Raw genomic sequence first — 14,290 nt, forward strand, 5'->3', positions numbered from 1 at the left:
AGATATGTGCGGAAGATACGCATCTGCGCGGGCCAAGCAGGAGTTGCTGGAGGAGTTCCAGGTCGAGCTCGACGGAGCGGCCGACGAGGAACTCAGGCCCGACTACAACGTCGCGCCCACGAAACCGGTGTACGCGGTGATGAGCCGGGTGCCGAAGGCCGAGCCGGACGGCCGGCCGGTCAGGCAGCTTCGCGTGGTCCGCTGGGGGCTGGTCCCGGCCTGGGCGAAGGACCCGTCCATCGGCTCGAAGATGATCAACGCGCGGGTGGAGACGGTGGCGGAGAAGCCCGCCTACCGCAAGGCGTTCGTCGAGCGCAGGTGCCTGATCCCGGCCGACGGCTACTACGAGTGGGCCGTGCTGGACGAGAAGGACGCCAAGGGGAAGCCGAAGAAGCAGCCCTACTTCGTCCGCCCCGCCGACGGTGGCGTGATGGCGATGGCGGGACTGTACGAGTTCTGGCGGGACCGGGGCCGGGCCGACGACGACCCGCTCTCCTGGCTGGTGACCTGCACGATCATCACGACCGACGCCGTGGACGAGGCGGGCAGGGTCCACGACCGGATGCCGATGCTGATCGAGCGCGACCGCTGGGGCGAGTGGCTCGACCCCGGGGTGCCCGACGCGCAGGGGTTCCTGATCCCGGCGGGTTCCACGGGCCTGGAGATCCATCCGGTCTCCACCGCCGTCAACTCGGTGCGCAACAACAGCCCGGAGCTCGTCGAGCCGATGAAGGAGGCGTAGGGCGACGGCCGGGCGCCTCCTCGCAAGCGCCGGGTGATCCGAGGCCGCGGGGCGAGGGTGACGACCGGGCGCTGGATCCAGGGCGAGGGGGCGGCCACCCCCTTCCGAAAGCGCCGGGTGATCCGGTGTAAAACTTTCGCCAAGTGGGCATCCGGTGAGGAAAGCGATTCCTCGTGACGGAGTGGCGTATCGATGCGATGACAAGGTCACTCGATGCGATGACAAGGTCACGAGGTCGCCGTCACAGAGCCCCCTTTTTTGCGCCTGACGGGAGAGTCGGGGATCCCCACACAGGCCGCCCCGGCTTCCCGGAGGTGCGGATTCGTGGATGTCGCGACCGCGCGCGAGCGCCTGAAGAGCATGCTCGCCGAACTCGACCGGTCCATCGGAGTGCTTCGCGGGGACTCCCCCGCCGTACGGGAACGGGATCGGTCCCCGGCCGACGCCGGCTCCGACCTGACCGACTCCGATCGCAACCGGGCCCTGCTGGAGGTGGCCACCCGGCACCGGCGCTCGGTGCTGGAGGCGCTCAGACGGATGGACGAGGGAGGTTACGGCCTTTGCGCGGACTGCGGCGCGCCGGTTCCCGAGAGCAGGTTGGAGGCGCGGCCGGAGGCGGCCCGCTGCGTGCCGTGCCAGTCCCGGCGCGAGCGCAGGCGCTGACCCCGCTCGGCATCCGGGCCATCCGGGCCGGGGCGCGAGCCGCGGCCCGCGTCGGTGCGGGCGCCGGCCCCGCCCGGTGTCCGGAGCGGGGACGCGGGGCAGGAGCCGCCCCGGCGGCGGGCGCCGCCGGGGATCACAGGCCCGCCCGGGAGTCGCGCCTCAGGGGCGCCGGGCGCTGGCCACCAGGTGGATGCCCACCGTGTCGTCGTCGTCCGGGTGGGCGTCCAGCTCCGTGTTGACCAGCCAGGCGAGCGCCCGGGAGTCGGAGGCGAGCACGTGGTCGACCGTGGAGGGGGACAGCACCGTGCGGGGTCGTATCCACTCGACCTCCAGCCCGGCGTCGGTGAGCAGCTCGCGCAGCTGGGCGCTGCTGAAGCACCGGGTGATGCTGCCGTCGGGCCAGGGCACGAGCATGACCTCGCCGGTCTGGCGCAGATGGGCCCAGTAGTTCTGCTCGGCGAGGATCGCCATCCCCAGCACCAGGGAGTCGACGCAGACCAGCGCCCGGCCACCGGGACGCAGGACCCGGGCGACGTCGCCGATCGCGGATTCGGCCATGAGCTCCACCGACATCGCGCGCTCCTCGGCGAGCACGGCGTCCACGCTGCAGTCGGGCAGGAAGCGAAGGTCGTCGGCGCGTACCTGGCTGACCTTGGAGATGTCGTGCAGCGGCTGGCCGTTCGCGGGCCTGCGGAAGTCGACCACCTCTATCACCCGGTGTCCCGCCTTCGCCGCCTGGACGGCCCAGCGGCCGTCGCCGCAGGACATGTCGAGGACGGTGGACGGGGTTTCCGGCAGCCATCGGCTCAGTTGCTCGGCCACGACCGCGTGGTAAAAGGTCCAGTACGGCCCGAGCGCACCTGAGCCGTTCAGCTCTTCGGCCGGGATGGGCAGCACAAGCAGCTCCTGGCGTCGGGAGGATCCGGTGGTCTTTCAACTACCTACCGGTACGTACCTTCTTTTTCCCCGTACCGGGTCGTTCGTCACCTTCTATCTTGCGGGAACAGATGACAGTGCGGGTGTGTTGCAAGCGGACAACGCACGATCCTTTCGGAGGTTGGCAAGCAGATGCTCGCCTTGATCGAACCCGTCACCCGCCCCGGTGATCGGCCTATCCCTGACGAGCGGGTATTCTCCGCTCAGTACGGTGTCCCGCGTCAGCAGGACTCCGGCGATCTTAAGGGGGTGGGTCAGGTCCCTGCGACAGACGAGGAGACTCTGGAGCAGCGGAGCACACGGTTCGAGCGGGATGTCATGCCCTATCTCGACCAGCTCTACTCCGCCGCGCTTCGGATGACCCGGAACCCCGCGGACGCCGAGGACCTTCTTCAGGAGACCTTCGCGAAGGCCTTCGCGTCCTTCCACCAGTTCCAGCAAGGCACGAACCTCAAGGCCTGGCTTTACCGGATCCTGACGAACACTTTCATCAACAGTTACCGCAAGAAGCAGCGGGAGCCCAAGCAGTCGGGCGCCGAGGAGATCGAGGACTGGCAGCTGGCCAGGGCCGAGTCGCACACCTCGGCCGGGCTGAAGTCGGCGGAGATCGAGGCGCTCGAACACCTCCCCGACACCGACGTGAAGCGGGCGCTGGCCGCGCTCCCCGAGGAGTTCCGCATCGCGGTCTATCTCGCCGACGTCGAGGGCTTCCCGTACAAGGAGATCGCCGACATCATGGGGACCCCCATCGGGACCGTGATGTCGCGGCTGCACCGTGGCCGCCGCCAGCTGCGGACCCAACTTGAGGACTACGCCCGCGAGCGTGGCCTGGTTCCCGCGGAGGGTGCGAAGTGAGCGAGCGAGACAGGAACGACGAGCCCGCCGGCACGGGCTCCCTGCCCTGGGGCCAGGTGATCGCATGAGCTGCGGCGACCCCCACGACACCGACTGTCGCGAGGTCCTGGACAAGGTCTACACCTACCTGGACGGCGAGCTCGACGAGGGCAACTGCGCCGACATCCGCGAGCACCTGGACGAGTGCCACCCCTGCCTGGAGGAGTACGGCCTGGAGCAGGTCGTCAAGCAGCTCGTCGCCAAGCACTGCGGCTGTGACCAGGCCTCGGCCGACCTCCGGGCCAAGGTGCTCAGCCGTATCGACCAGGTGCGCTCCGAACTGGCCCACTGACCTCCTAGGATCTCTCGTACGGCCTTGGCCATACGACGATGGGGGTTCAGCATGCGCATACTCGTGACCGGCGGGGCGGGATTCATCGGATCCACCCTCGTCGACCGGCTGCTGGCCGACGGGCACGAGGTCATGGTCGTGGACGACCTGTCGGGCGGCGACCGGGGCAACCTGGTCCGCGCCGCGGAGAGTCCCCTGTTCGCCCTGCACGTGATGGACATCCGCGACCCGGCCCTGATCGGCCTGGCCGCCGAGTGGAGGCCCGAGGTCGTTTGCCACCTCGCCGCGCAGATCAGCGTGCGCAAGAGCGTGGCCGACCCGGTCCACGACGCCCGGCTCAACGTCGAGGGCACCGCGTCGGTCCTGACGGCGGCCCACCACGGAGGCACCCGCAAGGTCGTCTTCGCCTCCTCGGTCGCGGTGTACGGCAGGCCGGCGGTCATCCCGGTCCCCGGCGGCGCGGCGACCGACCCGCGCTCCCCGTACGCCGCCTCCAAGCTGAGCGCGGAGACCTACCTGGCCACGTTCAAGGCGCTGCACGGCATCGACTACACCACGCTGGTGCTCTCCAACGTCTACGGCCCGCGCCAGTCGCCCGACGGCGAGGCGGGAGTGGTCGCCATCTTCACCGACTCGCTGCTCAACGGCACTCCCACGGTGGTGTACGGCGACGGCTCCCAGACCCGCGACTACATCTTCGTCGACGACGTGGTGGACGGTTTCGCCCGCGCCTGCGGCACCGAGGGCGGGGGCGGCCGTTTCAACCTGGGCACCGGCGTCCAGACCACCGACCGGAGGCTGCACTCCCTGGTCGCGGAGGCGGCCGGGGTCGCCGACGAGCCGGGCGAGGCTCCCACCCGCCTGGGCGACCTCCCCGCGATGGCCGTCGACCCGGCCCCCGCGTTCGAGGGGATCGGCTGGCGGCCCCAGACGGATCTGGCCGTCGGGCTGAAGAGCACCGTCGACTGGGCGAGGGCCAGGCTCGCGAGCCTGTGAGGCCGCAGGCCACGAGCCTGTGAGATCGCAGGTCCCCGAGCCTGTGAGGCCGCAGGCCTTCGAGGCGACCCGAGGCGACCCGAAGCGACCTGGAGCGGTCCCGGACATCGATGGCGGCCGGTGATTGCTTGATTACGCTTTGCTTGCGATTGGTCGTCTCGCTCTCCTGGGCAGGTTCGCTTCGATAGCCTGGGTGCGAAATCGACGTGGAGGCAGCGCATGTTAAAGGAAACGGTCACCCCGGTCTTTCCTGGGATTTCCTGGACCTGAGCACGCGCCCTTTAGGAACACTAGGGTGGCCGCTTTGCGTGGACTGCCGTGGTTTGCCAAGGTCTATTTGATCCTTGTCATCGGAGCCGCGTTCGCGCTGCTCGGATACAACGTGGCCGAGGACGGCCGGCTGGATCTGCTCGACTGGTCCAACCTCATGGTGCTGGCCCTGCTGTTCCTGGTGTGCGAGTCGGTGCCCACCCTGCTGCACGTCCGGCAGGCCGCGGTGTCGGTCAGCTTCTCCGCCGTGCTCGCCGCGGTGGTGCTGCTCGGCCCCGAGGGGGCGGCGCTGGTCGGCATGACGGCCATGTTCAGCGTGCGGCCCGGTTTGCCGCTGGTGAAGCGGCTGTTCAACAGCGCCCAGTTCGCCATCTGCGGCTACGTCGCGGGCCGGGCCTACGTGTGGCTCGGCGGCAGGTCCGGGGTGCCGACCATCGATGGGTTCGACGCCATCATCGTGCCGTTCGCGGGCGCGGCGGCCGTCTTCGTACCCCTCAACTTCGTCCTGATCGCGATCGTGCTGAAGCTCACCGGCCAGGCCGACCAGGTGCCGTTGCGGGGCGTGGCGCAGTTCATGGTCTCCTACTTCGGCTACGCCACCTTCGGGCTGCTGATCGCCGGGCTGTGGGCCACGGTCAGCTCGATCTCCGCGGTGCTCGTGCTGCTTCCGCTCTTCGTGGCCCGCTGGGCCTTCGGCCAGTATCTCGCGCAGCAGCGCTCGTACGACGCGACGATCGCCGCGCTCTGCCAGGCCGTGGAGACCAAGGACTACTACACGCGCGGCCACTGCACCCGCGTCTCCCTGGCCGCCGGAATGATCGCCGAGGAGATCGGCATGGGGTCCGAGCGGCTGCGCGCGATCCGCTACGCCGGGATGCTGCACGACGTCGGCAAGCTGGGCGTGCCCACCAAGGTGCTGCAGAAGGACGGCCCGCTCAGCGAGGAGGAGTTCGCGGCCATCCAGCTCCATCCGATGCGCGGGCTGGAGATCGTGCGCGGCATCGACTTCCTGGACGAGGCGTTCGCCGGGATCATGCACCACCACGAGCGGCAGGACGGCAAGGGTTACCCGATGGGGCTGGCGGGCGACGAGATCCCGGAGTTCGCCAGGATCATCGCGGTGGCCGACGCCTTCGACTCGATGACCTCCGACCGCTCCTACCGCAACGCCCGCTCGCGCGAGGTGGCGATGGCCGAGCTGCGCAAGGGCGCCGGCACCCAGTTCGACCCGGTGATGGTGGTCGCGTTCGTCAAGGCCGTCGACCGTGACGGCTGGGAGCCGCCGCGCACGGTCGTCACACCCCCGGTCGACGTGTCGGAGACCACGGCGAAGGACCACGACGACCCGACCATGCCCATCCAGGTGGTGTCCGAGCGATGAACGGCTCCGGCGCCAACCGGGTTTTCCAGACGCTCGACTCGGGCCAGCTCCTGCTGATCTGCGCGGCGGGTCTCCTGGCGGTGGCCGGGGTGGCCCACACGGCCGCGACCGGCCTGCTCGACCCCCAGATCGCCGTCGCCTTCGGTGCGCTGATCGCGATCGGGGAGCTGGCCAGGCTCACCATGCCCGGCAACAGGGAGGTGGCGCCGATCGGCGCGGCGGCCGCGCTCGGTTACACGCTCCTGCTGGACATCGGCGGCGTTCCCGCGCGGCACTCGGCACTGCAGGTCGTCGCGGTGCTGGCGGCCGGCATGGTCGCGGGGGCTCTGCCGCACCTCGCGGTGGGTCGCCCGCCCCAGCTGGACGGGATGGCGCGCAGGCTCTTCACCGGCGCCCTGCTCGCGCTGGCCTACCGGCCCCTGGCCGGGCCGTTGTACGACCTGGCCAGGGGCGGGGAGAGCGGCTGGTGGCCCGCGCTCGGCGTGATGGCCCTGTTCATCCTGCTCATGGTGGTGGTCGACGTGCTGCTGGCCGCCGTGCTGCGGGCCGAGCAGGTGCGTGCCGCCCTCAAGGTGGCCGTCCACGACGAGCTGTGGATGGCCGCGCCGCTGGGAGCCGCCGTCGCCGCCTCGGGCATCCTGCTCGCGCTCGCCTCGCACAGCATGGGCATGACCGCGCTGCTGGTCTTCGCCGCGCCGCTGCTGGTCACCCAGGTCGCCTTCCGCAAGTACGCCGGGATCAGGGCGACCTACCTGCAGACCGTACGGGCGCTCGCGCGGGTCACCGAGGTCGGCGGATACGTCGAGCCGGGGCACTCCCGCCGGGTGAGCCGCCTGTCGGTGGCGGTCGGGCGGGAGCTCGGCACGGCGGAGCCCGAGCTGCTGGAGCTGGAGTACGCCGCGCTCATGCACGACATCGGCCAGCTGTCGTTGCGCGATCCCATTCCCGGCGGCGCCACGGTCCTCACCGATCCCGAGCAGGCGCGGCGCATCGCCGAGCTGGGCGCGGAAGTGATCAAGCAGACCGGGGTGCTGGACAGGGTGGCCGAGATCGTCCGCCGCCAGTGCGACACCTGCGCGGAGCAGCCTCCGATGGCCAGCCGCATCATCAAGGCGGCCAACGCCTACGACGATCTCGTCGGTGGTTCCAGCGACCGCGACCGGGCGGGTGCCGCCCTGGAGCGGCTCCGGCTCGGCGTGGGGCGGGAGTACGACCCGACGGTCGTGGAGGCGATGGCCCGGGTGATCGACAGACTGGCCCCGATCCACCGTCTCTAGGTCTCACGCGGGCCACGCGGGAGAGCCCAGGCGGTTCCCCCGTTCCACGCCGGGTCGCCGGAGCGGCCGGGGTTCGCCGGAGGAAACCGCGACACGGAACTGGCGGCCCGTATACGGACGTGATCGGCTCCGTCTGGCACAGTTGAGGAACGTTGAACGATGGGAGTCTCCGGTGACCGAGATCCGCGCCGAGATGGTGGCGAACGTCTGGAAGATCCTCGTGGCCGAGGGGGACCCCGTCGAGGAAGGCGACCCCGTGGTCATCCTCGAGTCGATGAAGATGGAGATCCCGGTTCTCGCCGAGGACGGCGGCGTGATCACCAAGCTGCAGGTCGCCGAGGGAGACGTCATTCAGGAGGGCGACCTGATCGCCGTCATCGAGTAGTCCCGCCGTCGCGGGCGAGCCGGGCGAGGAAGCGCTCGCGGTCGACGACCACGCGCTCGATCGTTCCCGAGGCGACGACGGCCTTCCGGTCGCGGGCGGTGAAGCCGAAGACCAGGCGGCGCCCGTCGACCTCGGTGAGCTCGACGGCGATCTCGACGTGCGTGCCGATCGGGCTGGCCTCCAGGTGCTCCAGGGAGACCCGGGTGCCCACGGAGGTCTGGCCCGGGGCCAGGGCGCCCGAGACCGCCTGGACGGTGGCCCGCTCGGCGAAGGCGAGCAGGCGGGGAGTGGCCAGCACCGGCACGTCACCGCTGCCGACCTTCGTCGCGGTGTCCTCCCCTTCCACCATGATGAGAAGCCGTGCCTGCAGACCGGGAGCGAGCGTCATGCGCGTCAGCATAGGGTCTGGTCCGTGACCCCGTACTGCGACCACTGCGGGCGCCCGGAGGGCGAGGCCGACCACGCCGGGTGCCTGGCGGCCCGTGCGATGGAGCCGCCCCGTTACTGTTCCCGCTGCCGTCGCCGGATGGTGGTGCAGGTGACCCCCGGCGGCTGGTCCGCGCGCTGCGCCGAGCACGGCACGACGAGCGGTTGACACCGGCCGGTTTCACCCCGGCTTAGGTGTTTTTTGCGTACCCTTGTAGGGTTTTACGGAGTGCGCCACGGATATCTCGGGGTGACGCCGTGGCACCCGGGTTGGCTGTTTCCTGCGTTACTCCCGAGCGGCCCTGGACGCAAGGGCCTGCAAGGTGCGCAAGTACGCCCAAAAGTGTCAGATTTTGTGCGATGCTACGGCACGCGTCTCGTTTGTGAGCCATCCGGCATGCAGGGTTTCGTTACAGCGCTGTGACGGTGCCGCGATACGGGTGCGCTTTGTTGAGAGCTCTGAGGTAGGAGTGGAGAGGGTTACGGGGGAGTCATGGTGGCCCAAGGCACGACGCTGGCGGGGCGGTATCGCCTAAGCACCCGCATCGGCGCCGGCGGTATGGGCGAGGTGTGGAAGGGCGAGGACATCGTCCTGGCCCGCACTGTCGCCGTAAAGGTGCTGCTCCCGGGCCGTACGGACGATCCGGGCTTCCTGGTTCGCTTCCAGGGTGAGGCCCGGGCGATGGCGACGATCAACCACCCCGGGGTCGTCGACGTGTACGACTACGGGGTTCACGAGGTGCCCGGCGCGGGGGCGACGGCATACCTGGTGATGAAGTTCGTCGACGGCGAGCCGCTCGACCGCCTGCTCGGGCGGCTGCGACGGGTCGCCCCCGGGGCCGCGATGGACCTCATCGCCCAGGCGGCCTCGGCACTGCAGGCGGTCCACGACCAGGGCATCGTCCACCGGGACATCAAGCCCGGCAACCTGCTGGTGCGCTCGGACGGCACGCTCGTGCTCACCGACTTCGGCATCGCCAGGTCCGACACCGCCAGCCGGCTGACGGACGCGGGCATGGTGCTCGGCACCGCCGCCTACTGCGCGCCCGAGCAGGCCGAGGGCGCGCCCGTCACGCCCGCCGTGGACATCTACGCGCTGGGCGTGGTGGCGTACGAGTGCCTGGCCGGGCAGCGCCCGTTCGACGGCGACACGCCCGTCACCATCGCGCTCAAGCACATCCGCGAGACGCCGCCGCCGCTGCCGCCGGACGTCCCGCCCGCGGTTCGCGCGCTTGTGGAGCGCTCCCTCGCCAAGGATCCGGCCCGTCGCTTCCCCAGCGCCGCGGCCATGAGCGCCGCCGCCAGGCAGGCGGCCTTCGGCGCGGAGGGCGGCGACACGCTGTCGGCGTCCGCGCAGCAGGCCGAGCCGCCGGGGACCGGATGGCAGGCGCAGGTCCCCCAGCCGGGCCCGCAGGGGCAGACCGGCTGGCAGCAGGGCCAGGGGTCGGCCACGCCGCAGACGGGCTGGCAGGGCGCTCAGGCCCCCACCGGCAGCTGGCAGGACGCCCAGGCGCTGACGGGAAACTGGCAGGGATCGCAGGCGCCGACCGGCAGCTGGCAGGGGGGCTCGCAGCACTCCACCGCGCCGACGGCGGGAGCCGGAGCTGCCGTCGAGGCGGGCGCGCAGGGCCGTGGTCGCCGTGCCGCGCAGAAGCCGCGGAGCAAGAGCGGGCTGGTCGTGGCGTCGGCGGTCGCGGCCGTGATATGCGCGGGCCTCGTGGCGGTGGCGATCAACGGGATGGCGGCCACCGGGCAGACGTCGAACACCGATCCCATGAGGTACCCGGCGGCCACGCCCAGCGCCGGCAAGCCGTCGAAGGTGTCCGGGACGAAGCCGCCCCGCAAGACGCCGACGGCCACTCCGAGAGTGTCGCGCCCGTCACAGAACCGGCCCACCCCGAAGCCCACTCCGGATGAGGGGTCACCGACTCCCACCCCGACGGCGGCGACGAAGACGCCGAAACCGACTCCCACCCCCACGCCGAGCCCGACTCCGAAGCCGAAGCCGAAGAAGAGTGTCCCGAACACCGTCGGCATGAAGCCGGAGACGGCGAGCGCGACGCTCAAGCAGGCGGGTTTCAAGGTGACGGTCTCCTACAGCGCCGACGTCAAGCCGGAGGACTGCACCCAGATCGTCGAGTCCAACCCGGGCGGAGGCACGATGTGGGATCCGTCCAAGCCGGTGGAGATCATCGTCGCCATCGCCGACTGCCCGACGCCCACCCCGACGCCGACCGGCAAGCCCTGAATCCCGCAAGGTGAGGACCGGCGAGCTCCGGTCCCGCGAGGTGACGACCGGCTCGCGCCGCGGACCTTCCGGTCCCCGTGCGCGAGCCCGGTGGCGCTCTCCTAGATGCCCGTGGTGTGCCGGGGGTAGGCGACCGAGGGGTCGGTGGCGATGTTGACCATGTAGGGGATGCCGGAGTCGAACGCGCGGCGCAGGGCCGGGCCGATCTCCGACGGGTCGGTGACGAGCTCGCCGCCGCCGCCGAGGGCGGTCACCACCTGGTCGTAGCGGCACTGCGGCTGCAGCTCGGCGGCCACGTCGTAGCCGTAGAGCATCTGCATGGGGTGCTTCTCCAGGCCCCACATGCCGTTGTTGCCGCAGATCATCACGACGGGCAGGCGGTGTCGCACGAGCGTGTCGACGTCCATCAGCGAGAAGCCGGCCGCGCCGTCGCCGAGCAGCAGCACCACCTGCGAGGAGGGACGGGCGATCCTGGCGGCGATGGCGTATCCCAGGCCGGTGCCCAGGCAGCCGTACGGGCCCGGGTCGAGCCAGTTGCCCGGCTGCCGCGGCTCGACGTACTTGCCCGCGTACGAGACGAAGTCGCCGCCGTCGCCGATCACCACGGCGTCGTCGGCGAGGATCCTGCTCAGCTCCCCGTAGATCCGCATCGGGTGGATCGGGTCGGACGCGGACTCCAGCAGGGCGGTGTCGGCGGCGATGGCGGCCGAGGCGGCCTCGGACAGCTGCGTCACCCAGGGCGCGTAGTTCTTGGGGGAGACGCCCGCGTTGGCGCAGGCCGCGCCGAGGCTCCAGAAGAGCAGCGAGAGGTCGCCGGCGGCGACGGCCGCGGGGTCCATGTGCGTGGTCAGCTGCGAGGGCGCGTCGGCCAGGTGCACGACCTTGGCGAGCGGGGCGCCGTCCTTGCCGCCGAACCAGCCGTAGCCGAGGCGGAAGTCGATCGGGGCGCCCGCCACGATCACCAGGTCTGCCTGCGAGAACGCCATCCCCCTGGCCCGGGTGACCAGCAGCTCGTGACCGGCGGGCAGGATGCCGCGGCCCTGGCCGTTGGGGATGACCGGCAGGCGGTACTCCTCGACGAAGCTCCTGGCGACCTCCTCGGCGCGGTCCATCCACACGTCCGAGCCGAGCACCAGCACCGGGTGATGGGCCTCGGCGATCAGCTGGGCGATCGCGGCCAGCGCGTCGGGGTCGGGCTCCAGCGGCGACGGGGTCAGCGTCTCGGGGGCCTCCTCGAGCGCGGGCGCGGCCGAGAAGAGGTGGTCCATGTGGAAGTCGAGAAAGACGGGGCCGCGGTGCGGGGCGAGGGCCGTGCGGAAGGCCATCTCCACGTCCTGCGCGACGGAGTCGGCGCCGGAGCCGGTGAAGGCCAGCTTGGTGATGGGCGCGAACAGCGGCGGGTGGTCGATCTCCTGCAGCGCGCCCGACCCCCAGCGCGACTGCGGGGCACGGCCTCCCATGACCACCACGGGGGATCCGTTGAAGTGCGCGGTGGCCACCCCGCTGACGCCGTTGGTGATGCCGGGGCCCGCGGTGAGCACGGCCAGCCCGGGTTTGCGTGTCAGCCGCGCGGTCGCCTCGGCGGCGAAGACGGCACTCTGCTCGTGGCGGACGTCCAGGATGGGCATGCCCTCGTGGACCGCACCGTCGTAGAGCGGGAAGACGTGCCCGCCGGACAGGGTGAACATGGTCTCGATGCCGTATGCCTTGGAGACGGCGACCGCTATGTCACCTGCGTGCTTGGGAGACTCCATATCGCGCAACCTACCAGTCAGTCACTTAGCCGGACAGGGATTGTTCTCCCTGCCCAGATCCCTTCGCCTAATGCGGCCGTCGCATATCGCGTCTATCCGGAAATAGGCCGCGCAACACCTGGTGGCGAGCCCGCGCGGGCCGTACGGGACCGGCGGGGGATCGGGTACGGGCCGGAGCGCGGGCCCGCCGGGACGACCGCCGGCGCGCGAGGCTCCTCGCGTCTCTCACGAGGAGCCCTCGCGCGGGGTTCAGAGGGTGTCGGAGAGCGCCTTGATGGGCATCCTGAGGTCCGCCAGCAGGCCGAGGTCGGCCTCGGCCGTACGGCCCAGGGTGGTCAGGTAGTTGCCCACGATGATCGCGTTGATGCCGCCGAGCATGCCGTCACGGGTGCCCAGGTCGCCCAGGGTCAGCTCGCGGCCCCCCGCGTAGCGCAGGATCGTGCGGGGCAGCGCGAGCCTGAAGGTGGCGATCGTCCGCAGCGCCTCCGACCCCTCCAGCAGCGGGAAGGACGCGAAGGGGGTGCCGGGACGCGGGTTGAGGAAGTTCAGCGGGACCTCGTCGGGCGCCAGCTCGCCGAGCTGCCCGGCGAACTCGGCGCGCTGCTCCCGCGACTCGCCCATGCCCACGATGCCGCCGCAGCACAGTTCCATCCCGGCCTCGCGCACCATCAGGCAGGTGTCCCAGCGCTCCTCCCAGGTGTGGGTGGTGACGACCTTCCCGAAGTGCGACCTCGCGGTCTCCAGGTTGTGGTTGTAGCGGTGCACGCCCATCTCGGCCAGCTCGTCCACCTGCTCCCGGGTGAGCATGCCCAGCGAGCACGCGACGTTGATGTCGACCGCCTCGCGGATCGCCTTCACACCCTGGCGGACCTGGTCCATCAATCGCCGGTCCGGGCCCCGTACGGCGGCCACGATGCAGAACTCGGTGGCTCCCGTCGCCGCGGTCTCCCTGGCGGCCTCGACCAGTGAGGGGATGTCCAGCCAGACGGCGCGGACCGGGGAGGTGAACTGCCCCGACTGCGAGCAGAAGTGGCAGTCCTCCGGACAGCCGCCGGTCTTGAGGGAGACGATCCCCTCGACCTCCACCTCCGGGCCGCACCACTTCATCCGCACCTCGTGGGCGAGGGCCAGCAGCTCGGCCAGGCGGTCGCCGGGCAGCTCCAGGCAGCGCAGCGCCTGCGCCGCGTCGAGGCCGCGTCCCTCCTCCAGCACCTGGGCCCGAGCGATCTCGAGGATGTCGCTCATCAAATACCTCCAGCGTGGAGAAGGAAGAACTCCGCGGCTCCGGCTACGGGGAAAGCCTAAGGGTGGCGCGGAAGGAAGCGGGGTCGAAGCCGCCACCCAGCGCCGAGCCCAGTCCCGCGCGGGCCGCGCGGGTGAAGGCGTCGCGCTCCAGAGACCCGGCCCCCTCCTGGACGGCGCCCGCCAGCGGCCGGGCGGCCAGCATCTCCAGGTCCGCCACGTTGCTCCGCTCGGCGAGGCCGGGCTCGGCCGGCCAGGAGCCGATCACCACTCCGGCGGGCTCCAGCCCCCGGTGGGCCATCGCCTCCAGCGTCAGCGCGGTGTGGTTGAGCGTGCCCAGCCCGGCCCTGGTCACCACGAGCACCTGGGCCGAGAGCGCCCGGGCGAGGTCGGCGAGGGTCGCCCCCTCCTCGTCGAAGCGGACGAGCAGCCCGCCCGCCCCCTCGACGATCACCAGCCGGTGCGAGTCGGCCAGTTCCTTGATCCGGGCCGCCGCCCGCGTGACGGAGACCGGCGGCAGGCCGGACAGGCGCGCCGCCGCGGCAGGGGACAGCGCGGCGGGGTACCTGGCCAGCTCGAAGGTCGTGCGTACCCCGGACAGCCGGATGACGTCGTCCACGTCGCCCGGCTCGACGCCGGACACCCCGGTCTGCGCGGGCTTCACCACCGCCACCGAGGAGCCCCGCTCCCTGGCGAGCGCGGCCACCGCCGCGGTGACGATCGTCTTCCCAACCCCGGTGTCGGTCCCGGTGACCACGAGAATGCTCACCCGGCTCACCTTAGG

The 14,290-nt window shown here is 71.0% G+C and carries 15 protein-coding genes; 10 read left to right on the top strand and 5 right to left on the bottom strand.

All coding sequences use genetic code 11. From position 1 onward, the window contains the following. Window positions 1-4: 4 nt before the first annotated feature. A complete protein-coding gene (locus AB0F88_RS42500) occupies window positions 5-742 on the top strand; it encodes an SOS response-associated peptidase (RefSeq protein WP_362697706.1) in 738 nt (245 codons plus the stop codon). A gap of 324 nt (window positions 743-1,066) precedes the next feature. Continuing rightward, a complete protein-coding gene (locus AB0F88_RS42505; protein WP_362697709.1) occupies window positions 1,067-1,405 on the top strand; it encodes a TraR/DksA C4-type zinc finger protein in 339 nt (112 codons plus the stop codon). A 159-nt stretch (window positions 1,406-1,564) separates the two neighbouring features. Here the strand turns inward: AB0F88_RS42505 and AB0F88_RS42510 are convergent, their stop codons facing one another. Further along, a complete protein-coding gene (locus tag AB0F88_RS42510) occupies window positions 1,565-2,302 on the bottom strand; it encodes a methyltransferase domain-containing protein (RefSeq protein WP_362697712.1) in 738 nt (245 codons plus the stop codon). Window positions 2,303-2,590: 288 nt separating this feature from the next. Between AB0F88_RS42510 and AB0F88_RS42515 the strand changes: the two genes are divergently transcribed. The 6 genes from AB0F88_RS42515 (at window position 2,591) to AB0F88_RS42540 (ending at window position 7,836) form a co-directional block, all read left to right on the top strand. Continuing rightward, a complete protein-coding gene (locus AB0F88_RS42515; RefSeq protein ID WP_362697715.1) occupies window positions 2,591-3,196 on the top strand; it encodes a sigma-70 family RNA polymerase sigma factor in 606 nt (201 codons plus the stop codon). A gap of 64 nt (window positions 3,197-3,260) precedes the next feature. After that, window positions 3,261-3,527, top strand: coding sequence for a mycothiol system anti-sigma-R factor (gene rsrA, locus AB0F88_RS42520; protein ID WP_362697718.1), 267 nt, complete (start codon window positions 3,261-3,263; stop codon window positions 3,525-3,527). Window positions 3,528-3,578: 51 nt separating this feature from the next. Beyond that, window positions 3,579-4,523, top strand: a complete 945-nt coding sequence (locus tag AB0F88_RS42525) for an NAD-dependent epimerase/dehydratase family protein (protein ID WP_362697721.1) — start codon at window positions 3,579-3,581, stop codon at window positions 4,521-4,523. 295 nt (window positions 4,524-4,818) lie between these two features. Further along, window positions 4,819-6,174 carry an HD-GYP domain-containing protein gene (locus AB0F88_RS42530; protein WP_362697724.1) on the top strand — a complete coding sequence of 452 codons (1,356 nt, stop codon included), beginning with the start codon at window positions 4,819-4,821 and terminating at the stop codon, window positions 6,172-6,174. Then, the gene (locus AB0F88_RS42535) at window positions 6,171-7,451 is read left to right on the top strand and encodes an HD domain-containing phosphohydrolase (RefSeq protein ID WP_362697727.1); all 1,281 of its coding nucleotides are present in this window, start codon (window positions 6,171-6,173) and stop codon (window positions 7,449-7,451) included. The genes AB0F88_RS42530 and AB0F88_RS42535 overlap by 4 nt, the downstream gene beginning before the upstream one ends. A 172-nt stretch (window positions 7,452-7,623) precedes the next feature. Continuing rightward, window positions 7,624-7,836: a biotin/lipoyl-binding carrier protein gene (locus tag AB0F88_RS42540; RefSeq protein WP_362697730.1), complete on the top strand. Its 213-nt coding sequence runs from the start codon at window positions 7,624-7,626 to the stop codon at window positions 7,834-7,836. Here AB0F88_RS42540 and AB0F88_RS42545 read toward each other — a convergent pair. Then, window positions 7,826-8,224, bottom strand: a complete 399-nt coding sequence (locus AB0F88_RS42545; protein WP_362697733.1) for a hotdog domain-containing protein — start codon at window positions 8,222-8,224, stop codon at window positions 7,826-7,828. The genes AB0F88_RS42540 and AB0F88_RS42545 overlap by 11 nt on opposite strands. 24 nt (window positions 8,225-8,248) lie before the next feature. On the opposite strand from AB0F88_RS42545, the gene AB0F88_RS42550 reads away from it, so the two are divergent. Next, window positions 8,249-8,431, top strand: a complete 183-nt coding sequence (locus tag AB0F88_RS42550) for a hypothetical protein (RefSeq protein WP_362697735.1) — start codon at window positions 8,249-8,251, stop codon at window positions 8,429-8,431. Between the two features lie 324 nt (window positions 8,432-8,755). Further along, entirely contained in the window at window positions 8,756-10,510 is a 1,755-nt protein-coding gene (locus tag AB0F88_RS42555) for a serine/threonine protein kinase (RefSeq protein WP_362697739.1), read from the top strand. A gap of 101 nt (window positions 10,511-10,611) precedes the next feature. On the opposite strand, the gene AB0F88_RS42560 is transcribed toward AB0F88_RS42555, so the two are convergent. From AB0F88_RS42560 to bioD, 3 genes are all read right to left on the bottom strand, one after another. Then, window positions 10,612-12,264, bottom strand: a complete 1,653-nt coding sequence (locus tag AB0F88_RS42560) for an acetolactate synthase (RefSeq protein WP_362697742.1) — start codon at window positions 12,262-12,264, stop codon at window positions 10,612-10,614. Between the two features lie 249 nt (window positions 12,265-12,513). Beyond that, window positions 12,514-13,509 carry a biotin synthase BioB gene (bioB, locus tag AB0F88_RS42565; RefSeq protein ID WP_362697745.1) on the bottom strand — a complete coding sequence of 332 codons (996 nt, stop codon included), beginning with the start codon at window positions 13,507-13,509 and terminating at the stop codon, window positions 12,514-12,516. A gap of 43 nt (window positions 13,510-13,552) precedes the next feature. Beyond that, the gene (gene bioD / locus AB0F88_RS42570) at window positions 13,553-14,275 is read right to left on the bottom strand and encodes a dethiobiotin synthase (protein WP_362697748.1); all 723 of its coding nucleotides are present in this window, start codon (window positions 14,273-14,275) and stop codon (window positions 13,553-13,555) included. Window positions 14,276-14,290 lie beyond the last annotated feature (15 nt).

The organism is Streptosporangium sp. NPDC023963, assembly GCF_040639135.1.
Classification (GTDB): domain Bacteria; phylum Actinomycetota; class Actinomycetes; order Streptosporangiales; family Streptosporangiaceae; genus Streptosporangium.

Bases quoted from the DNA above. Each gene is read 5' to 3' on its own strand.
- AB0F88_RS42500 (WP_362697706.1), top strand. From the start codon at position 5: ATGTGCGGAAGATACGCATCTGCGCGGGCCAAGCAGGAGTTGCTGGAG.
- rsrA (WP_362697718.1), top strand. From the start codon at position 3,261: ATGAGCTGCGGCGACCCCCACGACACCGACTGTCGCGAGGTCCTGGAC.
- AB0F88_RS42525 (WP_362697721.1), top strand. From the start codon at position 3,579: ATGCGCATACTCGTGACCGGCGGGGCGGGATTCATCGGATCCACCCTC.
- AB0F88_RS42535 (WP_362697727.1), top strand. From the start codon at position 6,171: ATGAACGGCTCCGGCGCCAACCGGGTTTTCCAGACGCTCGACTCGGGC.
- AB0F88_RS42545 (WP_362697733.1), bottom strand. From the start codon at position 8,224: ATGACGCTCGCTCCCGGTCTGCAGGCACGGCTTCTCATCATGGTGGAA.
- AB0F88_RS42555 (WP_362697739.1), top strand. From the start codon at position 8,756: ATGGTGGCCCAAGGCACGACGCTGGCGGGGCGGTATCGCCTAAGCACC.
- AB0F88_RS42560 (WP_362697742.1), bottom strand. From the start codon at position 12,264: ATGGAGTCTCCCAAGCACGCAGGTGACATAGCGGTCGCCGTCTCCAAG.
- bioB (WP_362697745.1), bottom strand. From the start codon at position 13,509: ATGAGCGACATCCTCGAGATCGCTCGGGCCCAGGTGCTGGAGGAGGGA.